The sequence below is a fragment of the Streptomyces umbrinus genome, assembly GCF_030817415.1.
Taxonomy (GTDB): Bacteria; Actinomycetota; Actinomycetes; order Streptomycetales; family Streptomycetaceae; genus Streptomyces; species Streptomyces umbrinus_A.
In genome coordinates, this window is record NZ_JAUSZI010000002.1 from 2,483,730 (window position 1) to 2,509,236 (window position 25,507).

Here is a 25,507-nt window from a genome sequence, read left to right on the forward strand (position 1 = left end):
GCGGTCGGGTCATCGCGGGGCTCCGGTCGGCCAAGTCCTTTGAGCCGTCGAACCAGCGCCCGCATGACAGCCATCCCCAGAGCCCCTGAGCCTTCCGATCTTACGAATGACCAGATCAGACTCATGTCTTGAAAGGTAGGACACATGGACCGCCTACGGGGAAAAGCTCTGTGCCGGGGCCCTGAGCCGGATCGCAGTGAGGACGATGCGCGCGACGCAGTGCAAGCACTGCTACGGGCCGCGGACTCCGCTTCCGGCGGGGCTGTTGTCACCATCGCCGCTGACGGTTCGGCGACCTCGCAGTCGTACGCCGAACTGCTGGACAGCGCCAGGCGGTTGCTCACAGGGCTGCGGGAGCACGGGCTGCGCGCCGGCGACGCGGTGGTGCTGTGCGGGCTGCCGCTGGCCGAGTTCTTTCCCGTCTTCTGGGCCTGTGTGCTCGGCGGCGCCCTTCCCGTGGCCATCGCGGAGAACCCCGCGCCGGGCTCACCAGGCGTCGAGCGCCTGTTACACGCCGCCCAATTACTGGACCGACCGCTGGTGTTCAGTGACGCCATCGGAGCGACGGCGCTCGCGGTGGCCGCCCCCGAGCTGCGGGTCGTGGTCGCGCAGGACTGTCTGAGCGCGCCGCCCGCGGACGACCACATCCAAGCCAATGAGTCTGACACTGCCCTGTTGATGCTGTCCTCTGGCAGCACGGGCGTGCCCAAGGCAGCACGGCTGACGCACGCCGGTCTGGCGGACTTCGCTGCGAGTACCCGGCGGATCCTGGACGTTCGCCCGGACGACACCATGGTGAACTGGCTACCGGTCGACCACAGCGGCGCGTTCCTGCTGTACCACCTGCTCGCGGTTTTCGTGGGCTGCACCAATGTCCACGCGCCGACCGAGCTGGTCCTGTCCGAGCCCCGGCGTTGGCTCGACCTTCTCCACGAGCACCGGGCGCAGCACAGCTGGGCGCCGACCTTCGCCTACCAGCTCGTCGCGGACGCGCTTGCGGAGGGGGCAGCGGGCGGCTGGGATCTTGGCGGTGTCAAATCTCTGCTCTGCGGGGGCGAGCAGATCGTGCTGCCGGTGCTACGTCGTTTTCTCGACGCGACGGCCGCGTACGGGATCCGGGAGGGACACATCGTTCCGGTGTGGGGCATGGCAGAGACGGTCACGGCTGTCACCTATGGGCGGCTCGACCGGCCAGGAACCGTGCACCGCCTCCTGAAAGGCAGCCTGCGCGGCGACCTGATACGGGCCGACGAGCAGACACCCGAGCATGACTGCGTCACCTTCGTCGCGGCGGGCTCGCCGGCGCACGGGGTCACCCTTCGCATCGTGGACGACCGCGGCGATCCGGCGCCCGACGGCCGGATCGGCCGGCTTCAAGTGCACTCGCCCACCCGCCTGACCCCGGGCTACGCCAACAACCCATTGGCGGACGCGGCGGTCTTCCCCGGCGGACGTGACTGGCTCGACACCGGCGATCTGGCCTTTCTCGACGAGGGCCAGGTCGTGATCACCGGCCGCCGCAAAGATCTGATCATCATCAACGGGCACAACGTCTACTGCCACGAGATCGAGGAGGCCGCCGCCGCCGTCGCCGGCATCAGGCCGGGGGAGGTCGCCGCCTGCGGCATTCCGCACCCGGACAGCGGAACGGAGGAGCTGGCCGTGTTCTTCGTGAGCCGCGGTGCCCACGACGACGCGCGCATCACACGGGAAGTGAAGGCGGCGCTGTTCTCCCGGCTCCGCCTCACCGCCGCACATGTCCTGCCCATCCCGGACGGCGAGTTTCCGAGGACGCCCGCGGGAAAGGTGCGCCGTACCGAACTCAGGGACCGCCTGATCGGCGGCGAGCCGCAGAAGACCAACCCGTCGCGCGGCGCAGCGGACCCCGACGAGTTGACGCGGGCGGTGCAAGAGGAGATATCCGCCTTGCTGGGGCACCGGGCCGAGGTGCACGTGCCGTTCTACGAACAGGGTCTGACGTCCCTTCACCTCGTACGCCTGCGGGCGCGCCTTGAGTCGCGGTTCGCAATGCCGATCGCGCAGACCGCGTTCTTCGAACATCCCACGGCCGCCGCGCTCGCCGCGCACATGGCCGAAGCCGCCCGGGTGCCGACGGACCCCGCCCACGCCGGTGCCGAGTCCGCCGACGCCTCCGAAAACCTGGCCGCCCAGCGCGTCGCGGTCGTCGGACTCTCCGTGCGCTTCCCGGGCGCCGACACGGTGGAACGGTTCTGGGCCAACCTGCGGGACGGCGTGGACAGCATCAGCGTCTTCGAGGAAGAAGAGCTCGCGGCGGCGGGACTGTCCCCGGAGCAGCGTCGCGCACCCGACCTGGTGCCCGTCGCCGGAGTCCTCGACGGCGTCGACGAATTCGACGCGGACTTCTTCGGGATGAGCCCCAAGGAGACCGGGCTCACACACCCAGCGCACCGGCTGTTCCTGGAGTGCTGCCACGAGGCGCTCGAGGGCGGCGGGTATGCCGCGGCTGAACCGGGGACCAGCATCGGGGTGTTCGCGGGTTCGGGCATGAACCTCTACGACCACCAGCAACCCTCGGCGACCGGTGCCCGGTACGACGGGAGCGACGCAGCCACCGGCATACAGGCCGCCGTCGGGCAGCAGCCGGACTTCCTCGCCTCCCGAGTCGCCTACCGGCTCGGGCTCACCGGCCCCGCCATCGGCGTCCAGACGGCCTGCTCGACCTCGCTGGTCGCCGTGCACCTTGCGGTCCAGTCCCTGCTGAGCGGCGAGTCGGACCTGGCGCTGGCGGGCGCCGCCGCTGTGCACCTCCCCCAGGAGACGGGCTACCGCAGCCACCCTGGCTCCATCCTGTCACCCACCGGACGCTGCCGGGCCTTCGACGCGGCCGCCGACGGAACCGTCGGCGGCAACGGCGTTGCCGCCGTCCTGCTGAAGCGACTCGACCGCGCGCTGGCCGACGGTGACACCGTGTACGCGGTGATTCTGGGCTCTGCGGTCAACAACGATGGTGCGGAAAAGGTGGGCTTCAGTGCCCCCGGCGTCGCGGGTCAGGTCGAGGTCGTACGCCAAGCGCTGCGCAGGGCGGCCGTCCCCGCGGACACGATCTCGTACGTGGAAGCGCACGGGACCGGCACCACGCTCGGCGATCCGATCGAGCTCGAAGCACTGAGCCGGGCCCTTGGCGAAGGCACACGGAACACGGCCTTCTGCACCGTCGGATCAGTGAAGCCGAACATCGGACACCTCGACAGCTGTGCCGGAATGGCCGGGCTCATCAAGACGGTCCTCATGCTGCGGCACCGCACGCTGGTGCCGACGCTGCATCTGACCCGCCCCAACCCCGAACTTCCTCTGGAAAACGGCCCGTTGGTGCTGGGCAGCGAGCTACGGCCGTGGCCGTCGCCGCACGGTGCGCCACGGCGGGCCGGGGTCAGCGCCCTCGGGGTCGGCGGCACCAACGCCCATGTGGTGCTGGAGGAGCCCCCGTCGCCGACAGAGCCCCTGGCCGCTGACACAGACCTACCCGTACTTGTTCCGGTGTCGGCCCGCGACGCGCAGGCTCTTGGCGAACTGACCGACCGGCTCAGTGACCTGCTGCGACAGCGCCCGGAACTCGCGGCCAAGGACATTGCAGCCACCATGGCACTCGGCAGGCCACACCGCTCGGCACGGACCGCAGCCGTCGGCCGAACGCCCGAGGAACTCGCCCGCGCCCTGCAAGGGCAGCCGGTACCGCCCGGTCCGCCCGGTCCGGTCGCGTTCGCCTTCTCCGGACAGGGCAGCGCCCGCCTCGGCATGGCGAGCGGTCTCTACAGCGCGTATCCCGCGGCCCGGCGCACGCTCGACCGGTGCGAGGAGATCTATGCCGACGAGTTCGGCGGCACCCTGCTCCCGCTCCTGCTCGACGAGTCGGACCAGTCCACCGCCGAAAGCCATGTGTGGTCCACCGAGACGGCCCAGGCTGCCCTCTTCGCGCACCAGTCGTCTCTGGCCGAGGTGTGGGGCACCGCCGGTGTCCGACCCACGCTGCTGCTCGGGCACAGTGTCGGCGAGTACGCGGCTCTGCACGCGGGCGGCGCCCTGACCCTCGAGGACGGGCTGCGGCTCACCGCATGGCGCGGCAGGCTGATGCACACGATCTGTCCGCCCGGCGGCATGCTGGCGGTCCGCGTCGACACAACGGCTGCGCAGCGCATCGCACAGGCCACCGGAGCCGAACTGGCCGCAGTCAACGGGCCGCACGCCCAGGTGCTCTCCGGCTCCCCACAGGTCGTCGAGCAGACGATGCGCCTGCTGGATCAGGAAGGGCTGCAATGGCAGGCTCTCACCGTCGACCGGGCGTTCCACTCGGCCGCGGTGGAGCCGGCACTGCGCGAATTCCGTTTGCACGCAGAGCGCGTGATGTACGAGCCGCTGCGCGTCCCCTTGGTCACCACGGCTGACGGCGAGCTGCGTCCGACGGGATGGACCGTCGACGCGGACCACCTCTGCCGACAGGCGCGGCAGCCGGTCCGCTTCGATCTGACCATGGCCGCCGCAGCGGACCACGGGTGCGAGGACTTCGTGGAGATCGGTTCCAGGGACACTCTCGCCGGCCTCGGCAGGCACTGCCTCCCCGTGAGCCGCTGGGTGAGCGGGCAGGGCCGGGGCACGCGCGCCGACCAGGTGCGCGGGCTCCTGACGGCGCTGGGCTCGCTGTACCGCGCAGGCGCCGAACTGGACTGGCGCGCGATCACAGAAGACGCAGGCAGGGTGCCACTGCCGGGGCATCCCCAGCGGCGGCGCAAGGTGGCACCCCGAGCCGTCCTGCCGACGCAGGCTCCCGGGCGCCCTCAGCAACCACCGGCCACCCCCGCGGAGCCTGCCGCGCCAAGCGAACTACTCGACCTGGTACGGGAGCTGACGGCCGACAAACTCGGCAGCGAGGCGAGGGACGTCGCACCCGACAGCTCGTTCTTCGAACTGGGCGCGGACTCCCTCTCCCTGATGGGCATGACGACGGAGCTGGAGCACCGCTACGGCGTACGCATACCCATCAGGGAACTGTTCTCCTCGGCCGACACCCCGCGCAAGCTCGCCGAACGCCTGACGTCGCTACGGGGCGGCTCGGCCGAAGCCCCTTCGGCCGAGCCGTACGAGGAGACGGAGGTGACCGTCTCCTCGCAGCCGCACCTTCGGGAACCAGCGCAGGTTCCCGAAGGCGCCGGTGAGCACCACGACCTGTTCGCTCAGCAGCTGAGGCTGGCCGAGCACCTCGTCGATCAGGTGACCGGGGTGATCTCCCGGCAGCTCGACGTGCTCGCGTCCTCTTCCTCCACCGCTGCAGCGACTCCGGCCCCGGCACAGCGGACCCCGGCTGCCGGCCCCGTACTGCCGAAAGCCACGCCGGAGCCCGAACCAGCGCCTGCGGTACGCCCTCAACCCACTCCTGCACCCGGATGCGACTTCAGCCTGTACTTCTTCGGCGACTACCCCGAGGACGCCGACCGCGACAAATACACACTGATCATGGACGCCGCGGACTTCGCCGACCAACACGGGTTCCACGCCCTGTGGTTCCCGGAGAGGCACTTCAACTCCTTCGGCGCGCTCTTCCCCAACCCCTCCGTGCTCGCCGCCGCGCTCGCAGCCAGGACCAGCCGTGTCCGGCTGCACGCCGGTTCCGTGGTACTGCCGCTGCACCACCCGATCCGCGTTGCGGAAGAGTGGTCGGTGGTCGACAACATCTCCGGCGGACGGGCGGGTCTGTGCTTCGCGAGCGGCTGGCACGCCACCGACTTCGCACTCGCCCCAGAACACTTCGGCCGGCACCGCGAGGTGATGTACGAGCAGTTGGCCACCGTACGGCGGCTCTGGTCGGGGCAGCCGGTCACGGTGACCGCGGGCGACGGCGAACCCACCCAGATACAGCTGTATCCCCGCCCCGTACAGGCACAGCCCCCCATGTACGTGGCTGTGGTGGGCAACCCGGACAGCTACCGGCAGGCTGCCGCCCACGACCTGGGTGTGGTCACCAACCTGATGACGCAGACCGTCGAGCAGCTGGCGGAGAACATCGCCCTGTACCGGCGCACGCGCGCCGAGCACGGGCTCGATCCCGCAGCGGGCAGAGTCGTGGTGCTGGTGCACACCTATCTCGGCGACAACGCCGAGCAGGCGCGGGCCGAGGCGTACCGGCCGTTCGTGTCCTACCTGCGCTCCTCGCTGTCGCTCTTCGACCAGGTCACCAACAGCCTCGGTTTCGAGGTCGACCTGGACAACACCCCCGAGGACGATGTGGAGTTCCTCCTCGGGCGCGCCTACGAACGCTACTGCGACTCCCGCGCGCTGATCGGTAACGAGCACACGGCCGCCGAGACGGTGTCCCGGCTGGTGGACGCCGGAGCGGACGAGATCGCCTGCTTCGTGGACTTCGGCGTGCCGAAGGAGAAGGTGCTGGCGGCCCTGCCCGCCCTCGACCGGGTCCGGCGTCGTGAGCAGCCGACTGCTAGGCAGCGAGAAGCACTTGTGCCGAAGCGGCTGCCCCTGTCGCCCGCCCAGCGCCGCATCTGGTTCCTGGAGCAACTGCACCCCGGTACCAGCATGTACCACGAGCCCAAGGCAATCCGGCTGGACGGCCCACTGAACGTGCCAGCGCTGCAGTGGGCGCTGCAACGGGTCGCGGACCGGCATCCGGCGCTGCGTACCGTGTTCCCGGACGCCGCCGGCATTCCCTACCAGGAGGTCCGTTCCCAGGCGCGCCTCGACTGTCCGATCGACGATCACAGCGGGGAATCGGAGGAGGAGGCGCTGCGCGGCGTTCTGGAGACCGAGGGACGCCGGATCTTCGACCTGAGCGCCGGTCCGCTGGTCTCGGCCCGGCTGCTGCGCCTGTCGGAGAAGCGGCACCTGCTCTTTCTGCTGGCCCATCACATGGTCTTCGATTCGTCTTCCACAGCGGTGCTGGCCCGCGATCTCGCCGCCTGCTACCGCTCCTGGCCGAACGGCGATACCGAACTCCCACCCTTGACCGAGGCGTCGGCGGCCGGTGAGCCCGATCCCGTGGAGATTGCCGCGTCCCTCGACTTCTGGCGGCGCAAGCTCAGCGATGCCCCGGAACTCTCGCTGCCCACGGACCGGCCCCGCCCGCCGGTCAGGTCGGGGGCAGGGGCGAGCCTCACCCACGCGCTGAGCGCTGAACTCGTCGGCAGACTGCGGGCGTTCGCCGCCGGACACCGGGCCACCGTCTTCATGACGCTGACCAGTGCCATCGCGGCGGTGCTCGGCCGATTCAGCGGACAGCAGGAGGTGATACTGGGCACCGCGGTCACCGCCAGGCCCTCCGGCGCCGAGCACCACGTCGGCCTCTTCCTCGACACCGTGGCCCTGCGCATGGACCTTTCCGGTGACCCGGACTTCCCGACGCTGCTGCACCGGGTGCGGGAGAGCAGCATGTCGGCGTACGAACACCAGGCTGTCCCCTTCGACGAGTTGGTCGGCACGCTGAACCCGCGCCGCGACCCGAGCCGCAATCCGCTCTTCCAGGTGTTGGTGGAGTACGAGAACGAGGGCGAGGTGGAGTTCGACCCGCCCCGGTTGACGGCGGCGCTGCTGGATATGCCGAGCGAACGCGCCCCCTTCGACCTCAGCGTGTATCTCACGCACCACCGTGACGGGGTGCGGTTCATGGTCGAGTACGACACGACTCTGTTCGACGAGAGCACGGTGCGCCGCTTCGTGGACTACGTCGAGCACACGCTGCGTCGTGCCCTCGAGGCCCCCGGCGCGCCGTTGCGCGAACTGACCGCGGTCACCGATACCGACCGGACGGCCCTGGTACGGCTGGGACACCGGGACACCCCACTGCCCGACGCCGAGGACACCCTGCACGGGCTCTTCGAACAGCAGGCGCGACGCACGCCGGACGCCGTCGCGCTGGTGAGCGGTGAAGAGAGGCTCAGCTACGGAGAGTTGGGCACGCGCGCGGGGAAGCTCGCCCGGCAACTGCGCGCCAGGGGCGCGACGCGCGGACAGCGCGTGGCAGTGCTGCTGCCCCGCGGGACGCAGCTGATCACCGCGCTGCTGGGGGTACTCAAGAGCGGCTCCGCGTATCTGCCCCTGGACCCGTCCGTGCCCACTCCCCGACTCGCCGCCCTCCTCGACGACGGCGCACCCGTCCTGCTGCTGACATCCGATGCCCTCCTCGCCCGGCATCCGGAGCTCGCCGCCCGGCGGCCTGTGCACCTGGTGGACGATGCGGGCGACCTGGACGAAGCGGACGATGACCTGGACGACGGAGCGCGGCCAGAGGACCCGGCATACTACATCTACACCTCGGGCTCGACCGGCCATCCCAAGGGAGTCATCGTGCCCCACCGCGGACCGGCCAACCTCGTCCGCGGGCACGTGGCACGGCATCCCGCGCTGCGCACCCTGCAGTGGACGTCACCCGCGTTCGACGTCAGCGTGCAGGAGATCTTCACGACGCTGGCCTCCGGAGCCGAACTCGTGCTGATCGACGACAAGGTGCGGCACGATCCGGCGGCCGTCGCGGATGCGGTACGCCGCCACGACGTGCAGCGGATGTTCATGCCCTGCACGCCGCTGAAGTACCTGATCGATACCGGGCCCGAACTGCCGTCCCTGCGCGAGCTGTTCTCGGCGGGCGAGGCACTGCAGCTCACCGACACGTTCCGGCGTTTCCTCGCCGCGCACCCGCACTGCGCCCTGTACAATCAGTACGGCCCCACGGAGACCTCCGTCATCGTCACCTCGCACCGCGTGGACCCAAGTGGCGAGGAGTGGCCGCCGATCGGTACCCCGGTGCCGGGGGTGCGGATCCTGCTGCGGGACGGCGCAGGGCGCGAGGTGCCGGTGGGTGCCGTCGGCGAGATCCACGTGGGCGGTGCCCCGGTCGCACACGGCTATCACGCGCGGCCTGCCGAGACCGCCGCGGCCTTCCTCGACGACGCTGCCGGATCGGTGCTGTACCGAACGGGTGACCTCGGACGCTGGCGCACGGACGGCTCCCTCCAGTACTGCGGCCGCGCCGACGACCAGGTCAAGATCCGTGGTCACCGGGTCGAACCCGCCGAGGTTCTCAGGGCGCTGACCGCGCTTCCCGGAGTTCGCGACGCGGCTGTCGTGCCCCGCCTCGACCGGCACGGTGAAGCGGAGGTCGTTGCCTACGTGGTCCCCGTGACACTGTCGGACGACCTCCGTCAACTGCGCACCGCACTCGGCGCGGAACTTCCGGACCACATGGTGCCGCGCCGCTGGGTACGCCTGGAACAGCTCCCGGTCAACGCGTCCGGCAAACTGGACCGCAGCAGGCTGCCCGAACCCGAGCCCGTGCTGGATGACGAGACCACGGAGGCGGACGCCGAGCCCGCCACCCGGCTGGAGAAGTCCCTGCACGAGCTGTGGTGCGACGAATTCGGTTCGTCCCAGGTGCCGGTGACCCGGTCCTTCTTCGAACTCGGCGGCCACTCACTGCGCGCCATCAGGCTGCTGAACCGGATGGCGGATCACCTGAAAGTCGAGGTGTCCATGGCCGACTTCTTCCGGGATCCGACAATCCGGGGCGTCGCGGCACGCTGGGAACGGTCCGCGCCTGAGGTGTCCGAATCCGTCACCGCCCCGGGTGAGGTGGTGGACACGGTGCCGATGACCTCCACTCTGCGCCGGCTGTGGCACCGGCATCACGAACGCGCCGACCCCGGCGTCTACAACATTGCCCACCGCATCGACCTGCACGGCGACCTGGACCACGGAATCCTGGCGCGTGCCCTGGAAGACCTGGTGCGACGCCACCACGCTCTGCGCAGTAGGGCGGTACGGCGCGACGGCCACTACGTCGTCGAGGTGCTGGCCGACGTGCCCGTGGACCTGCCGGTCACCGATCTCACCGAACACGGAGAGGACGCCGGGTTCGTCGACCGGTGGTGTCTGGACCACGCGTCCCTCGCGTTCGCGATGGACCGCGCGCCGCTGTTCCGCTTCCGGCTGGCACGGCTCGGCCCCGATCGCTGGGTGTTGGTGACCGTGTTCCACCACGCGATCAGCGACGGCTGGTCCATGGGCATCATCTGGCATGAACTGCAGGAGTTCTACAACTCCCGGCGCAGCGGCACCGAAGCCCCGCTGGCTCCACCCGCAGCGCAGTTCACGGACTGCGCGCGAGCGGAACACCAGCTGGACGACAAGCGCAGGGCGGAACTCGAGCGATTCTGGCGCAGCGAACTCGACGGTGCACCACTGCGTTTGGAACTTCCCTACGACCGGCCGCGGCCCGAGTCACTGTCCGGTGGGGGCGCCCTGCACACCTGGGCCATCGACGGAGACACGCCCAGGCGGATCGCGGACACCGCAGCCCGTCTCGGGACAACCCCGTACACCGTGCTGGCCGCAGCGTTTGCCACCTGGGCGGCCGGACTGTGCGGCCGGCCCGACGATGTGGTGCTGGCCGCGTCCAGCGCGAACCGCACGCAGCGCGAGCGGTCGGACGTGGTCGGGCTACTGGGTGACGCCGTCCTGCTGCGCGCCCGGCTCGGCGAGGCCGACACCTTCGCCGATCTCGTGAAGCAGCTGGGCTCGACCCTCTTCACCGCGCTCGACCACCAGGAACTGCCACTGAGCCAGGTGGCGGAGCTTGTCTCGCCCGGAACCACCGACTCACTGTTCCCCACCATGCTCTTCACCGTGGTCACCACACCGCCACCAGCGCTGGACCTGCGATCGGTGACAGCCACGGTACGCGGCCTGCCCACGTCGGGCGTAGCGCGGAACGAGCTCTACGTGGTCCTGTCGCCCGGGGATGACACCATCACTGTCACCTTCGAGTACTCCACTGACCTGTTCGAACAGGCGACCATTGAGGCGTGGGGCCACCGCTTCACTGAAGTTCTGCAGGATGCTGCGGAGAACCACTGGCGTCCACTGCGGAACCTGCGACGTCTCTGAACCGGATAGGGTCCAACGTCCGGCCGGGATGATCGCAGTACGCACGGTGCTCGGGGAACCCGATGGCGGAAATGCCATGAACCCTTCCCCTGCTCATTGACAGCCCCAGCTCCGCATGCAGCTGGGGCTGTCGTAGAGCCTGACACTCCTGGCTCCCGGGAACGCCCTGCCGAAGTCCGCCCAGCCCGGTGCGGTGAAGGCCTGTAGGAGATCTACAAACGCCGAGGACCGTGAGCACGCCGTGAAGGCGGTCGGGGCGTTCACCAAGACATACGGGACGAAGTTCCCCAAGGCCGTCAAGAAGATTACCGACGCCGGGCATAGACTGCTGGCGTTCTACGACCTTCCCGCCGAGCACTGGATCCATCTTCGGACCACGAATCCAATCGAGTCGACCTTCGCCACCGTCCGCCTGCGCACGAAGGTCACCAAGGGCATCGGCAGCGCGGCCGCCGCCCTGGCCACGGTCTTCACACTCGTCGAGTCCGCCCAGGCACGCTGGCGGGCCGTGAGCGCACCCCCCCTCGTCGCCCTCGTCCGCGCCCGAGCCCGCTTCGAACGCGGCCACCTCGTCGATCGCCTCGAAGCCCACGCAGCCTGAACTAGCCCCACAATCCAGGGATCTTGACTACTGATCTCTCATCACTTGAGGATCAGGCGGTCGGGGAGAGGAGCCCAAGGGCCGTCGCAACGTTCAACGGCAGGTCGGTCATCGTATCCAGCACCAACCGGTGATCGGGCCACAAGGCGAACTCCTCCCGCAGAGGTTCCACCACCTCCCACGTCAGCTCAGCGAAGCCCTTTCCCCAGGAACGATTCTCCAACCGACGACGGTGCACCAATGGATCCGAACACACCACCTCGATGGACACCACCGGCACACCATGATGATCCGCCAGCGACCGCTCCTGTCCCCGCGCCGCCTCCACGGCGTTGACCGCATCGACGATCACGCCTTGGCCCATGCCGAGCACACCATCGGCCACCACCTCGGCCACGTCATACGCCGCCAGGCCCGTGGGCTGGTCACGCCCCCCCGCACGCCACATCGCCGCCTCGATCGGGCCACGGACACGACCGGAGCAGTCAGCTTGCGCCCCAACGCCTCGGGGCGACCGAACTCTTCCCCGCACCGGGCAGCCCCGCCATCGCGATCAACATGACGACACCGTCGTACGCCCAACCGAACTGCCTGCCATCAACGCCAGAACGGTGCAGGCATCCGTATCCCGAGTCATCAAGTCACCCGACGACATCCACAGGAATTGACAATTACTCCGGTCTGCGTCCACGACGTCTTCCACGGATGCAGGCCGCTGCCGATCACCGAGGGCGCGGTGGTGCTGCGCTGGCCGGCCGAACGGGAGAACGCGTACTTCACCGCGTCCCGATCTCACGCCCCCGAGACTCGCGACTGACTCAAGGACGTGAAGCGGGCCCTGGCCCTCGGCCTGCCCCTCAGAGACAGCACTGACAACCTCATGATCCTCTTCATCTGCGGTAAGCACCGCAGCTCTTCCGACCGGAAGCTTGCCCGCCGGCTACAGCGCTCTAGGCAGGACCCACAACGGGATCACCGAATCGAGGAGCAACTGCTCAGCTCCGGTAAGAGGGCCAGCGGTGGCCGAGTTGCCGACCCACGGCCGCCTCTGTGCCTGCTCCGCCTGGCTACATGGGAGGGTCGCCGGGGCGCAGTGCGGTCTGCATCACGTCCCGGCAGCGGTCCCAGGACGCGGGGACCAGGTGTCCGTTGAGGGGCCACGAAGTTTCCGGACAGGTACCCAATAGGGTTGTCCTGAACAAGGAAACGAGGAAGAAGTGGCGCCACCCAGTAAGTACTCGCCGGAGTTCCGCGAGGAAGCCGTCCAGATCGCGTTGAGGTCGAGCAAGACGATCTCTGAAGTCGCCCGGGAGCTTGAGCTGAACTCGGAGACGCTACGCGGCTGGGTGAAGAAGCACCAGAAGCAGCAGGAACCGGCCCCCGATGCGGAACTGACGGTGAACGAGCGGGCGCGCCTGAAGGAACTCGAACGACGCAACCGCGAGCTGGAGATGGAAGTTACCTTCCTGAAAAAAGCCGCAGCGTACTTCGCGAAGGATCCCCGGTAGCAAGCAAGTACGAGTTCATCGACGAGATGCGGCTCGACACCGAGGAGTACGCCTACAGCGTCGAGTTCATGTGCGGCCGACTCGGCGTGTCCAGGTCCGGCTACTACGACTGGCGATCCCGCCCGGAATCCGCAACGGCCCAGCGGCGCGAAGAATTGAAACTGCTCATCAAGAAAGCCTTCGACATATCCGACAGCACCTACGGGCACCGGCGCATCCAGGCTCAACTGGATCGCTGGGGCGTCGCCGCGGGCATGGAGCTGGTCCGCTGCCTCATGCGTGAACTGGGCCTGGTGCCCTGCCAGCCAAGGCCGAAGAGGTTCGGCCTCACCCAGGCCGCAGCCGGCCAGGTACCGGATCTGGTGGGCCGTGACTTCACCGCAGATGCGCCTGGCGAAAAGCTCGTCGGTGACATCACCTACATCACGACCGGGGAAGGCTGGCTGTACCTCGCGACGGTCATCGACTGCTGCACGAAGGAAGTTATCGGTTACGCGATGGACGACCACTACCAAACCTCGCTGATATCCAGGGCGATCCGCAACGCGGCACGGAACAGAAGCCTCTCGGCGGGAGCGATATTTCACTCGGACCGCGGAAGCAACTACATGTCAGCCGAGTTCGGGAAGACGCTCAACCGGTTCGGACTGCGCAGGTCTTCCGGCCGTACCGGGATCTGTTTCGACAATGCCATGGCCGAATCGTTCTTCGGCGTGTTGAAGAACGAGCGCGTATCTCGGGTCACTTACCTGACCCGAGAGGCTGCCCGGCAGGACATCACTCGGTACATTGAATTCTGGTACAATCGCAAACGCCTCCACTCGGCGGTGGGTTACCGCCCTCCACGTGAAGTCCACGCCGAGTACGAAAAGTTGCGAATCGCCGCGTGAAATAGACAGTCAGACGCCTGTCCGGAAAGCACGTGGCCCCTCAGTCCAGCCCGCCAGCGGGCAGCGGACGTGGACCGTGATCGACGAGAAGTACCGGACAGTCGCCCCCGTCGAAGAGTGGTTGGAGGCCCACCGGTTCTTGTGGTCGCCGAACACCGTCCGCGGCTATGCGACCTCACTGGCCCAGTGGTGGACGTTTCTTGAACAGCGCGACGAGACCGCGAAGTGGCAGGACCTCGGGCTCCCGGCCGTCGCCGGGTTCCTGTCCTGGCTGCGCAACGGCCGCACCGTTGATCAGCGGCGCGACCTCGTCCACCGCCTTCCGGCGGGGCCGGCCGTTCGACACCCTCCTCGGTGGCGCGGCAGGGGCCTGCCCGGACAGATACTTGCGGACCGTCTTCCTGTTCAGGCCCGTCTCCTTGGCGACCTCCGTCAAAGTCACCGCACCGGACTCGAACAGGGCACGGAAGCGCCGGAGTTCCAACCAGCGTTGTGGGTCCAAGACCATCGTCAGCTGCCCTCCGCCGCCCCTTGCCAACCAGCAGCAGAGTGCCGAGCAACAGGACTCACCACATCAACAAGCGGCCCTTTTCACTCGTACGTGACTGGCCGCGTTCACACGTACGCCGACACCCCGGTCCGCCTCGACGGCAGCATCCTGGCGGCGATCACCCGCGAGTAGCCAGACACCATCACCAAGACCGGCGGCCGGCCGCTCTGCCCATAGCCCAGCGGGATGTCCGCCTCCGGAAACCACAGGTCGCACTTGGCCAGCTCACCGGGCTGATAGACCGTCCGCGAGACCGGATCCACCGGAACGTAGGCGGGCCGCAGCTCGCGCACCCTCTCCTTCAAGATGGTCATCCCGCGTTCCCAGCCGATCCGCTCGGCGATCACGGTCGCCGGCATCGTCGGCGTCTCTCTGAGCAGCTCGCGGATCTGCACCTCGACCGCGTCGACCGCCGAGCCCTTCAACGGTCTCTCGTACTTCGGCGGCCGGTCATGCGCGAGCGCCCGCTTCACCGTGTTCTTCGAGATACCAAGGTGCCGGGCGATCGCCCGGATCGGCATCTGCTCGGCCCGGTGCAACCGACGGATCTCTGCCCAGTCCTCCACAAGGATCACCTCTTCCTCCTGGCCTTGATCAACAAGGCCAGAGTCAGACGAAGATCACCACATGAGTCACTTTTGATCCGCCGTCAGAGGGTCCGCGTTAAGCCGACGCCGACAAAACCGCCTTGGCGGCCTGCTCGTTTAGCCTGCGCCAGCACCGGCAGCAGTACTGGCGGTCGAGATATCCGACCGGGGCACCGCAGGTGACGCAGTCGCGTTGCTTCTTGCCCATAGCAGCCCGCCGGTCACAAAGGCGGCATCGACCGGCCCCTGGCGGAGGCGGCCTGCGGCAGGTCGGCTACTGGATGAGGAGGTGTGATGGGCCGTTCGACGGGGGTGGTGTCGACCTCGATCAGGTCGTTGGGGGTGCACTCCAGCGCGGTGCACAACGCGGCCAGCGTGGTCATCTTCACTTGAGAGGGTTCCTTGGTGAACAGCGCGGACACCGATGCCGAGGACAGTTCCAGGCCGGCCTTCTCGGCCAGCAGCCGCCGCAGTTCCGTCCCGGTCCACACCTCGCGCTGGGCGGCGGCCATCCGCAGCCGCCATTGGATCTTCATGCCGTGGTGTCCTTCCCGGTCAGCTCGGCCAATGTGCTGGCGACAGCGCGTTGCTAGGCGTCCTCGATGAAGGTCGCGGAGGGCCGGACATATCGCATGGTCGAGCTGACGGTCCAGTGACCGAGCATCTGCTGGATCGCGACGAGATCGACGCCGCGTTCGTAGTTGTGCGTCGCGCAGGCTCTTCGCAGAGCATGCGGGCTGAACCGCTCGGATGCCGGGCGCCCTTCGAGTTCCATCAGATAGCGGAGTCGGTTGCGGATGGTCCCGCGATGCAGGCTGCCGCCGGACTCGTCGGCGAAGAGCACCGGCGAGTCGGGGAACTTGGGCCGCACGTCCTCCAGGAACCACCGCAGCACCAGGTCCAGCCCGTCGAGCATGGGCACCCACCGAGGCCGCGGCCCGGACGTGTGTGCTCCCTTGCCGAAGCGGACGTGGAGCTTGCCGAACGGGCCTCGGGTGAAGTGCAGGTCCGGCTTCTCCAGGAGCGACGCTTCCTCGGAGCGGAGCCCAGCGTGATACAGCGTCCGGAACATCGCATAATCCCGGGCGGCGGGTCCGTACTTTCTCGCGGTGGCGATCCGCTGCTTCATGAAGTCGAAGAACTCCGTCACCCGCTCCGGTGTCGGAGGCGGCAGCAGAGCGGGCGAGTCGTCCCCGACATGCCGGGAAGCGTTGAACTCGTCGACTGGGCAGACGAGGCGGACTCCGAACGCGGCCTCGATCTCGACAGCTTTGCGGGCCTGCAGGAACCGGTGAAAGCCCTTGAAGATCTGCACATACTCGCGCCGGGTGGACGTCGCCCGACCCCTCACCCCCAAGTCACCGACCACGCGGTCGATGTCCTCCGGCGTCACCTCCCACGCGGGCCGCCCCAGCGCAGCCAGGGTTCGCTCCAGCAGACCGACGTCGTTGTCGATGGTCACCGGGCTGAACCCGCGGGCCCGCCACGAGGCGACGAACGCGTCGACGCACGCGGCCTGGAACTGCCACGGGTCCGTCGCCAGCGGCTCCTGCGGGACAGCCCCGCCCGCGATGACCTGCAGTCTCGCCTCGGCCACCGGCACACCTTCCTCGCACCTGAACGGTCAAGGCAGCACCTGGACATTCGGGCTGCTGCCACGAGAACCAACGAGGACCGCAGGAACGGGAAACGGCCAGGTGACAGGGGCAACCCTTGTGAGGGAACAAGTGCCAGCCCCAGATGGCTGGACAAAACCCTTCAGCGACCCCCGACTCTGCGCGATCATCGAGACCGGCACCCAGTCGTACCGCCTCGCCCACACGAAGGCACAGCAGCAACTCAAAGTGCCAAATAGCCGACTTCGTCGCCCCATCGACTGGTTCCACGTCAAGCCGTTCCTCGGGGCCACTTCGGGCCGCCCGTGTCGGCTAAACGATCTCCAAGTGGGGCCAGCGCAGGCCGCCTTGGTGGTGCCTGCTGCTCAAACCGCCCGAGCCACACCAGCGTGCCCTCGCCCAGTACGGCACCGTCGACGGCGTCCGCTTCCGGCTCGGCGACGCCGTCGAGCACCTACGCCACTGCCCCCCGGCCACGCCTTCGGTGCCGACTTAAGGTGTGACTGAGGCTGAACGGTACGTGGCCTCGGCCGCCCACTCCACCTCCGCGGGTGGCCCTGCTCCCCCTCGCGGCGTTGCGCACGGCAAGCCAGCATTACCCATGGGTTCCATTATCCATGCAGGCATGGATAATGGGATCTCTCTGCCGTGGTCGGCAACTCTGGAGGGTCCCAGTGCACGTAACACAACTCGCGAGTTCCACACTGCCTCCGCAGCATCGGTTCTACCTGCCGGAGCTGCCCCGCCTACTCCCCGTCGCCTACCACCCAAGCGCCGCTCAGATCGAGATCACCTCGAACGGCTGGATACGCCAGTTCCTCGGCGGCTGCTTCAGTAGCGAGGCGGAACTGCTCAGGTTTCTTCGCCAAAGGAACGGCCTGTACGGCCCTCTGACCGTTCCTCACACCACTGCGGAACGCGCCCAGAACATCGCCGACTGGTACCAGTACGTCACTGTCATCGACAGCTTCGTCTCGGACCGCTCGAACCTCGGTGCGAATCATGCCGGCGCCAGTGAGATCTTCGCCGAGATCACAGCCGTCTTCCGAGACGGCACCAGCGCTGCGGAGGACTTCCCCTACGGCAGTGCCGCGCAGGACCTCTGGCGGCGTATCAGCCCAGGCTTGAGCACCGCGCAAACCGTGCGGTTCGCTACCAGCTTGGACGCGTTTCTACGTGGGTGCGCAACCGAGATTCAGTCGAAGCTCAACGGCGAAGTTCCCGATTTCGACGCCTGCATGGCCATCCGGGTGGACAGCTTCGGCTGCGCGTTCCTCCAGCTACTGACCGAATATGCGGCGGATATAGACATGACCGGCCTGATTCCGTCTGGGGCGTTTGACGAGGTGCATGCGCACGGAATGCGACAGCTGATCATCGTCAATGACCTTCTCTCCTGGCGCAAGGAACACGCACAGGAGGACACCATGACCACGGTTCGAGTCCTGCTCACCCACGAGGGCCTCGACCTGCAGACGGCGGTTAATCGGTTGTGCCAGTTGGTCGAGCATCACGAGACGGAGTACATAGCCGCCAGGGACCACATCCTCGAGAGCCGCCTCGCAAAGCGGCCGGACGTTGTTGCCTACCTTGATGGGCTCGACTCGCTGATCGCCGGCAGCCAGGAGTTCGAGTACCTCACGCCACGCTACTTCGGCGATGGCGCCGTGTGGGACGGCACAACAGCGGGCTGGCTAAGCCTCGATGCACCAATAGCCAGATTCACTCCAACCCCAACTGGCGCCAGTGAGCGGACCGTCGGATCGCCGGAAGTATCAGGCGATCAGCCGGCCGAAGGAGTCAGCGCGTGAATTCCGACCCCCGAGGATCCTTGCAGGTGAAGAGGTCCGGAATCGCTCCAGGCGCACTCCCCCTGCTGGGTCATGCACTGCCTCTGTGGCGTCGGCCATTGGAGTTCCTCAGCGAGTTGCCCGACCACGGCGACCTTGTCGAACTCCGGCTCGGCCCCAAACGGGCCTACATTGCATGCGATCCGGAGACGACCCGACAGATGCTGCTCCAACCTCGCATCTTCGACAAAGGGGGGCCACTCTTCGAGACAGCACGGCGACTCGTGGGGAACGGTCTGGTGGCATCGCTGTGGGAAGAGCACCGGAGACAGCGCCGCATGGTACAGCCGTCGTTTCACCAAGCACGTATGCCGAAGTACGCCGAACTGATGCTCAAAGAGATCGACCAAGAACTGGCCTCCTGGGCTCCAGGACACACCGTCGACATTCTCCAGGCGATGCACGACCTGACGCTGAGAATCGCGGCCCGGACCATGTTCAGCAGCCTCATCAGTGACGAAACTGCGACTAAGGTCCAGGAGTTCATGCCGGTCATACTCCGTGGCGTCTACGTCCGCACGGTTGCACCAGTCGATTGGCTACATAAGCTTCCAACGGCGGCGAACCGCCGTTACGACTACGCGTCAGCCGGTATGAAGCATGTCATCACTCAGATGATCAACGACCACCACCGAAGCGGGACGGACCGCGGCGACCTGTTGTCCATGCTGATGAGCGCCCGTGATGGCGAAGATGGCGACCGGCTGAGTGACGAGGAGATCCACAATCAGGTCATGACGCTGATCGTCGGAGGCACCGAGACCACTGGCAACGCGACGGCTTCCGCTTTGCAGATGCTGGCCTTGAACCCCGATGTCGAACGGCGCATGCACACCGAAGTCGATGAAGTCCTCGGCGGTCGCCAGCCCAGCTTCGAGGACCTACCCCGCCTCGACTACTGCTATCGAGTGTTGTACGAAACCTTGCGCCTGCGCCCACCTGTGTGGCTCGTGACGCGAACAACCACCAGGGACACAGAACTTGCAGGGCGACAACTACGCTCGGGGACAACCCTCTTCTACAGCCCCTACCTCCTGCACTTGAATCCCGATCTGTTCCCAGAGCCGGAACGGTTCGATCCCGACCGGTGGCTGCCGGGACGCAACGTCGATCTACCCCCGGGCGCCATGCTTCCCTTCGGGTTGGGCAGCCGAAAGTGCATCGGCGACAAATTCGGCCTGGCAGAGATCACATTGACCCTGGCAGCCATCGCCTCGCGCTGGCAACTGCGGATCGTCCCGGGTGAGCCGACCAAGACGCGTACCGCTCCGGAAATGACTCTGGGGACAGGGCCTCTGACCATGGTCGTCGAGCGTCGTGTATCCACTCGCCCGACGACCGGGGGCCCGTCCGAGTCCGCCCCACCTCCGAGTAGAGGCTGTCCGTACTCAAGGACAGACGAGTCCCAAGGGTGACGATCATCGGGTCACCGGTGAGTTCTACCGCGGCGTTTGGTGATGGCTCGGGCAATCCGCGGGCCGACCGTGCCGATGACCAACTCCATAGATATAGAAATCTATGGATAAGGAGATTTATCAGGGGTCCCGAGTGCTTGGGCAGCGGCGTGCATCGTCCACCCCTGAGCCACACACTTTGGGCGCACTCGACGGGAAGCGAGGTAGCGGAATGCCTGTCCACGACAGCCTGTTACTGCTTGACGACGTTGAACCTCTCGGCCAACTCGTGGCCGACGAGCTGGAGAAGCGCTGGGCAGACGGGACCGGAGCGCTCGATGCGATCTGCCACTACTCCCTGGTGCCTACTGGGAAGTTGTTCCGGCCCATCCTCCTGCTGGACTCGGCGCGGGCGGTCGGCGGCGACGCGGCCGCCGTGCTGCCCGCCGCCGCGGGGGCGGAGTGTGGCCACGTCGCGAGCCTCATACATGACGACATCATTGACCAGGACGATCTCCGCCGGGGACGCCCCTCGGTGCAGAACAAGTACGGAATCAACGACGCTATCGTCGCCGGGGACGCCCTGCTCTTCGACCACTTCGCCTCCCTCGCCGAATGCCGGCAGACGGGAGTGCCGGACAGTCGCGTCGCCGCGGCGCTGGAGGCCGTTGCACGGGCCGGATTGGATCTCTGCCGCGGGCAGAGCCTCGAAGCGGAATTGACCGCCAGTCGCAGGTTCGACGCTGCCACCTATCTTCAGGTGGCCATGCTCAAGACGGCCGCCTTTTTCAGGGGCTCCTGCGAAAGCGGCGCCCTTCTCGGTGGTGGTTCACCGGACCAGGTGGAAGCACTTCGGCTCTACGGTGAATCGATCGGTACGGCCTTCCAGATACACGACGACCTTCTGGCTTACCTGAGTAAGAGTGACGTAACAGGCAAGCCCGACATCAGTGATGTGCAGAATGGCCGCGTGACGCTTCCCGTGATCATTGCCTACGAGGCGGGCACCGCCGAGCAGAGGCAACAGATCTCGAATGCACTGTTCTTCTCGGCGGATCCGGAGCAAGGTCTCACGGCACTGACCAAAATCACCAGCGAAACGGGCGCAGTCGCCGCAGCGTCACGCATGGCGCGAACCTATGCCGAGACCGCCAAGAACGCAGTCCTGACCCTCCCTGCCTCCCCGAGCCGAGATCGACTGATCTTCTTCGCTGATGCGGTCATCAGCCGAGACTACTGATGTCGTCTGTCCTGCACGGCAGTGGAGAGGAGGCTGGAACGTGGAGGACATCCCGTCAGGCGCAGTGGAATAGCTGCGATGGTGTTGGAGGCCTTTCCACCGGGGCGAACAGCGATCGGTGTGACTGAGCTTGCCCGCCGGTGCGGCCTGGCGAAGGCGACAACACACAGAACTCTGCGAATTCTGGAGACCATAGGAATGGTCGAGCGCCAGGAGGCCGGCTACCTCCTGGGATGTCTCATCAGGCGGCTCGCCGATATCCATGACGGCCGGTCGCCATCACAACTCCGGGATTGTGTTCTGCCCTACATGCTTGATCTCTACGAAGAAACGCACTTGACGGTCCATCTTGGCGTATGGACTGGTGAGAGTGTCCTCATCGGAGAACCTCCGCGGGAAGACAGACAGACGCATCTTCCCGGAGGTGGAAGCACGTATCCTTGTTCACTGCCCTGCCCTGCCCTGCCCTGCCCTGCCCTGCCCTGCCCTGCCCTGCCCTGCCCTGCCCTGGGAAGGGTGCTTCTGGCACACACCGATGACTACTCCCGGCTTCGGGTCCTCCGGGCCAGGCTGCGCCACTTCACGGCAGAGACTGTCGTGTCACCGGGGCTCCTGGAACGGGAGTTGGCAGCCGTCCGCGCGGAGGGGCTGGCTTGCAGCTGGAACCAATCTCTTCCCGACATAGCGGATATAGCCGCACCAATCCAGGACGCCGACGAATGCGTGGTGGCCGCGATCTCCGTGTCGGGTCCCTTGGATGCTTCGACATCGACACCGCGGCCCGTCATGTCCGTCGTACCGCTCGCGCTGCGTCCTTGTCACCCTGCCTGACTGAGGCTCCCAGGCCAGCGGGGCGCGTCGACAGTATCAACTCGTCTCTACAATGCGTCTGAACCAATCAGCACTCCACTGGCTTGCCTGAAGCGTCAAACAGGCAGGCCAGTGGTCTAAGCGGTCTGGGTGATGTCGGTTGCGGTGTGGGTAGGCGTCCTGCGGGAGGGACGCGATGCCGAAGAACCTCCATCTCGAGCTGACCGATGATCAGCGTTGCGACCTGCGTGGGTTATTGGGCCGACGCGACCTGGCCCGGCATACCCGGCTGCGTGCGGAGTGCGTCCGGCTGCTCGACCGGGGAAGGACGGTGACCGAGGTCGCCGACCTGCTGGAGTGCAACCCGGTCACCGTCCGCGCCGCCGTCCACCGCTTCGAGAAGGGCGGGCTGGACGCGCTGCCGGACGCGCCCCGGCCCGGCCGGCCCGCCAGGATCCTGGGTCCCGAGGACCGCGCCGAGCTGGCCGACCTGCTGGACACATCGGCCGCCGCAGGGATCACCTGGACCGCCCCGGCCCTGCGCGACTGGCTCCGCGACGAGCGGGGCGTGGAAATCTCCGCGTACTGGCTGTGGGAACTGCTGCGCCGTGACGGGTTCCGCTGGAAACGCACCCGCGACAGCGTCCGGCACCAGGCCGATCCCGTCCTCCAGCAGGCCGCCCGGGCCGAGCTGGGGGACTTGCGGCCTTGCGGCAGGCCGCCGACGCCGGACAAGGCGACCTGATCTTCCTGGACGAGTCCGGGTTCGCTCCGACCATGCCCACCGGCTACACCTGGTCAAGGATCGGGCAACGGGTGGTGGTCCCACGCGAGGACACCAGAAACCGTCGGGTCAACGTGCTCGGCGCCCAAGTCGTCGGTAGTGCCCCCGACCTGGTCTGGCAGCACACCAGCGGCAAGTTCGATGCCGGCGTGCTGCTGGAGTTCGTCTGCGTGCGGCTGGCGGGGCCAAGGCGTTCAAGGGGCGCCGACGCCAGCTGGCGAAGATCGGGGTGGAACTGTTCTACCTGCCGCCATACAGCCCGGAGTTGAACGACATCGAGCTGGTCTGGCGCCAGGCGAAGTACCAGGACTACCCACAGCGCGCCCAGACCAGCACCGAGGCCATCGGCGCCGCCGTCGACCGGGCGATGCGGCGGCAACGCGAACGGATCCGACAAGCAACACCGAACTTCACCCAAGCCGCTTAGAGCCGGGGAGCCGCTTCGGCCCTTCGATGCAGTACTCAAACCGATTCGGACGTGATGGGCAGGCCGTCCACACGCCACTCCAGCATGCCGTCGACCAGTCGGCGCGCCTTGCGCCCCCGGCTGTTGAGAAGCCGTACCGCGTCGTGAGCCAGGACGCAGTAGCTTCCGCGGCAGTAAGCCACTATCTCCCTGTCCGATGGCAGAGCCGTGAGCCGGTCGTCCAACTCCTCCAGCGGCACGCTGAAAGCTCCTGGGATGTGGCCGGCCACATATTCCTCGTGTGACCGTACGTCGAGGACGATCACGCTGCCTTCCTTCGCCCGAGCGAGCAGCTCCTCGCGACCGATGGCTTCTGTCGCCTCTCCGAGGTAGACAGCGCGTGCTCGTTCCGTGTCTGCGATGTGCGTCTGGGCCACATTACGGATCAACACGTACAACGCGGCGACATCTTCACCCGAGAGTCTGTAGTAGACACGCGTGCCCTCTCGACGGGTTGTCACGACGCCCGCTCGCTTAAGGGCTTGAAGGTGCGCGGACGCGGTGGTCAGGCCGAGCTCCGCCGCCTTGGCCAGCGAGTCCACCGTCCGCTCACCCTGTGCGATGAGATCGAGCAGTTCCAGGCGCTTGCCGCTGCCGAATGCTTTCCCTACACGGGCGAACTGTTCGTAAAGCTCCGCCTTGAGACCCGAGTCACCCATATCCACTCCTCAAGCATTTTCAAGAATAGAGTAACAGTGGGCTTGTCGACCTTGCCAGTTGGCCGCAACATATGGTTGGCCGAGCCAACCGTCGATGGCGCGAACATGTCATACCCCGACGAAGGTCCACACGCTCGCGCGGCCCTCGCCCTGGAACGCAGGCCCTCAAAATAGGGGCCATCGCCGCCTCCTCGCCCCGCCAGCCCGCCAGCCCGCCAGCCCGCCAGCCCGCCAGCCCGCCAGCCCGCCAGCCCGCCAGAGGACAAGACCAGCGGAAGCACTGCGCCCACACCACGGTTTGGCCGATGCTTTGCCCTCACAGTGCGGCGAGAACACACTGCGACCACACGTCACGCCCCACCGGATTCGACGGGCAAGTCAGCCAGCCGCCATTCCAGCATCCCGTCCGCCAGCCGCAGCGACTGTCGGCCACGAGCGGTGAGCAGCCGGCCCGTCTCCCGGGATAGCATGCAATTGGCCCCACGGCGGTATGCGACGACCTCGATGGCGGCGGGCAACTCCCCCAGCCGGACCTCGAGCTCCTCCAGTGGGATCGACAGCGCTCCGGGAATGTGTCCCGCGAGGTACTCCTCCAGCGGTCGGACATCGAGCACGGTGGCCATGCCGCCCGCTACTCGCTACCCGCGTTGGCGAGCGTGTCGAAGAGAGCCGCCTTGAGCGTGGCCACGCATTCCTCCATACATCCATGGATTATATTAGTACTGAGGCGATTGCTGGTGCCGGGCTCCATCGCCGCGCACACCGGACTCCGTCCGGAACCCTCAGTCCGTGAGCGGCGAAGAGGAGGGGGAACTGCTCGATCTTCGCGCAGTAGGCTGCACAGGCTTCCTCGTCGATCTGCTTCTCGAGTTCGGTCTGGGCGGAGTCGGTGAAACTCTCAGCAGGTCACACGTCTTGCGGCCTGCCCGGCGCCGCGGTCCGGCGTCAACGACCCCCGGTGCGGTCCACGTACAGGACCGCGTTCATGATCTCGCGCAGGTCGAGCTCGGGGTGGCCATGTCGGTGGCGGCGACTTCGCCGTAGCCAGCGGCCTCGTTGAGGCCCATGGCCAGACTCGTTGTGGCGAAGGAGGTGGTCCAGAAGATGCCCGGCGACGTGTGCGTGTTCATCCGCTGGACGGTGCGGGGCCATCGTCCCGGCAGCGCGGGCCATGACGGCAAGAACGTCTTCACGCGCGGCACCGAGATGTCCGTCCAGCCCGGAGGACAGCGCGATCGTGTCCACGCACGTCTGGGTCAACCCGACGAAGTCGTACGCCTCCCATCGCACACTCGACGAGTCTCTGGCCCGGTTCAGACGCACATCGAAAATCGGCGATAAGTGCGCAAGTGTTCGACGGCGACGGGCGGCGGTACTCGTCAGCGGAGATTTGGTGCCGTTCACATGCGCCCCCTCAGTCGGTCGTCGGATTCCGCCGTCGACTCCCCGATGCAGAAGAGTATGTCCAGCCACCGACACCACGATCCCTTCCAAGATGGAGGCCGAGAGCGACCGCAGCACACGCGCGGCCGAAGGGATGCCCATACAGGGCGTGCGACCTGGTTCCCAGCGCCACGCCCGATCCTGCTCCCCGCCTGTTACTCGCGGCCCCCCAGCCTGGCTACAGCA

The 25,507-nt window shown here is 67.1% G+C and carries 16 protein-coding genes and 3 pseudogenes; 11 read left to right on the top strand and 8 right to left on the bottom strand.

Going from position 1 to position 25,507, the window contains the following annotated elements; translation table 11 throughout:
* Window positions 1-144 precede the first annotated feature (144 nt).
* Both QF035_RS11495 and QF035_RS11500 read left to right on the top strand, forming a co-directional pair.
* Window positions 145-10,923, top strand: coding sequence for a non-ribosomal peptide synthetase/type I polyketide synthase (locus QF035_RS11495; RefSeq protein WP_307520034.1), 10,779 nt, complete (start codon window positions 145-147; stop codon window positions 10,921-10,923).
* A 163-nt stretch (window positions 10,924-11,086) separates the two neighbouring features.
* Window positions 11,087-11,524 (top strand): annotated as a pseudogene (locus QF035_RS11500) (transposase); the annotation flags it as partial.
* Between the two features lie 52 nt (window positions 11,525-11,576).
* Here QF035_RS11500 and QF035_RS11505 read toward each other — a convergent pair.
* A complete protein-coding gene (locus QF035_RS11505; RefSeq protein WP_307520035.1) occupies window positions 11,577-11,921 on the bottom strand; it encodes an AAA family ATPase in 345 nt (114 codons plus the stop codon).
* A gap of 267 nt (window positions 11,922-12,188) precedes the next feature.
* On the opposite strand from QF035_RS11505, the gene QF035_RS11510 reads away from it, so the two are divergent.
* Together QF035_RS11510 and QF035_RS11515 are read left to right on the top strand one after the other, a co-directional pair.
* Window positions 12,189-12,341, top strand: coding sequence for a hypothetical protein (locus QF035_RS11510; RefSeq protein WP_307520036.1), 153 nt, complete (start codon window positions 12,189-12,191; stop codon window positions 12,339-12,341).
* Window positions 12,342-12,741: 400 nt separating this feature from the next.
* Window positions 12,742-13,922 (top strand): IS3 family transposase gene (locus QF035_RS11515; RefSeq protein ID WP_307517772.1). Its coding sequence is split into 2 segments (ribosomal slippage): window positions 12,742-13,006 and window positions 13,006-13,922, totalling 1,182 coding nucleotides; the frame shifts between segments, so codons are not numbered across the junction.
* Window positions 13,923-14,097: 175 nt separating this feature from the next.
* On the opposite strand, the gene QF035_RS11520 is transcribed toward QF035_RS11515, so the two are convergent.
* The 4 genes and pseudogenes from QF035_RS11520 to QF035_RS11535 all read right to left on the bottom strand — a co-directional run bounded on the left by QF035_RS11520 (window position 14,098) and on the right by QF035_RS11535 (window position 16,656).
* Window positions 14,098-14,430 (bottom strand): hypothetical protein, encoded by a 333-nt coding sequence (locus tag QF035_RS11520; protein WP_444968430.1) that lies wholly within the window; start codon window positions 14,428-14,430, stop codon window positions 14,098-14,100.
* A 134-nt stretch (window positions 14,431-14,564) separates the two neighbouring features.
* Window positions 14,565-15,047, bottom strand: a pseudogene (locus tag QF035_RS11525) (helix-turn-helix domain-containing protein); the annotation flags it as partial.
* A gap of 233 nt (window positions 15,048-15,280) precedes the next feature.
* On the bottom strand, window positions 15,281-15,595 hold the full coding sequence (locus QF035_RS11530; protein ID WP_307520037.1) for a helix-turn-helix domain-containing protein: 315 nt from the start codon (window positions 15,593-15,595) through the stop codon (window positions 15,281-15,283).
* Window positions 15,596-15,648: 53 nt separating this feature from the next.
* A complete protein-coding gene (locus tag QF035_RS11535; protein ID WP_307519917.1) occupies window positions 15,649-16,656 on the bottom strand; it encodes a tyrosine-type recombinase/integrase in 1,008 nt (335 codons plus the stop codon).
* Between the two features lie 145 nt (window positions 16,657-16,801).
* Between QF035_RS11535 and QF035_RS11540 the strand changes: the two are divergent.
* The 7 genes and pseudogenes from QF035_RS11540 to QF035_RS11565 all read left to right on the top strand — a co-directional run.
* Window positions 16,802-16,897, top strand: a pseudogene (locus QF035_RS11540) (IS21-like element helper ATPase IstB); the annotation flags it as partial.
* A gap of 452 nt (window positions 16,898-17,349) precedes the next feature.
* Complete coding sequence (locus QF035_RS11545; protein WP_307520038.1) at window positions 17,350-18,486, top strand: terpene synthase family protein; 1,137 nt, start codon at window positions 17,350-17,352, stop codon at window positions 18,484-18,486.
* A 26-nt stretch (window positions 18,487-18,512) separates the two neighbouring features.
* Window positions 18,513-19,940 carry a cytochrome P450 gene (locus QF035_RS11550; RefSeq protein WP_307531053.1) on the top strand — a complete coding sequence of 476 codons (1,428 nt, stop codon included), beginning with the start codon at window positions 18,513-18,515 and terminating at the stop codon, window positions 19,938-19,940.
* A 211-nt stretch (window positions 19,941-20,151) separates the two neighbouring features.
* Window positions 20,152-21,159, top strand: coding sequence for a polyprenyl synthetase family protein (locus QF035_RS11555; RefSeq protein WP_307520039.1), 1,008 nt, complete (start codon window positions 20,152-20,154; stop codon window positions 21,157-21,159).
* Window positions 21,160-21,237: 78 nt separating this feature from the next.
* The gene (locus tag QF035_RS55740) at window positions 21,238-21,990 is read left to right on the top strand and encodes an IclR family transcriptional regulator (protein WP_373466635.1); all 753 of its coding nucleotides are present in this window, start codon (window positions 21,238-21,240) and stop codon (window positions 21,988-21,990) included.
* Between the two features lie 175 nt (window positions 21,991-22,165).
* On the top strand, window positions 22,166-22,714 hold the full coding sequence (locus QF035_RS11560; RefSeq protein WP_307520040.1) for a helix-turn-helix domain-containing protein: 549 nt from the start codon (window positions 22,166-22,168) through the stop codon (window positions 22,712-22,714).
* 268 nt (window positions 22,715-22,982) lie between these two features.
* Window positions 22,983-23,180 (top strand): transposase, encoded by a 198-nt coding sequence (locus QF035_RS11565; RefSeq protein ID WP_307520042.1) that lies wholly within the window; start codon window positions 22,983-22,985, stop codon window positions 23,178-23,180.
* 35 nt (window positions 23,181-23,215) lie between these two features.
* Here QF035_RS11565 and QF035_RS11570 read toward each other — a convergent pair whose 3' ends face one another.
* From QF035_RS11570 to QF035_RS11580, 3 genes are all read right to left on the bottom strand, one after another.
* Window positions 23,216-23,878: an ArsR/SmtB family transcription factor gene (locus QF035_RS11570; protein WP_307520044.1), complete on the bottom strand. Its 663-nt coding sequence runs from the start codon at window positions 23,876-23,878 to the stop codon at window positions 23,216-23,218.
* Between the two features lie 350 nt (window positions 23,879-24,228).
* The gene (locus QF035_RS11575) at window positions 24,229-24,501 is read right to left on the bottom strand and encodes a rhodanese-like domain-containing protein (protein ID WP_307520045.1); all 273 of its coding nucleotides are present in this window, start codon (window positions 24,499-24,501) and stop codon (window positions 24,229-24,231) included.
* 360 nt (window positions 24,502-24,861) lie between these two features.
* Complete coding sequence (locus tag QF035_RS11580) at window positions 24,862-25,008, bottom strand: hypothetical protein (RefSeq protein WP_307520047.1); 147 nt, start codon at window positions 25,006-25,008, stop codon at window positions 24,862-24,864.
* Window positions 25,009-25,507: the final 499 nt, after the last annotated feature.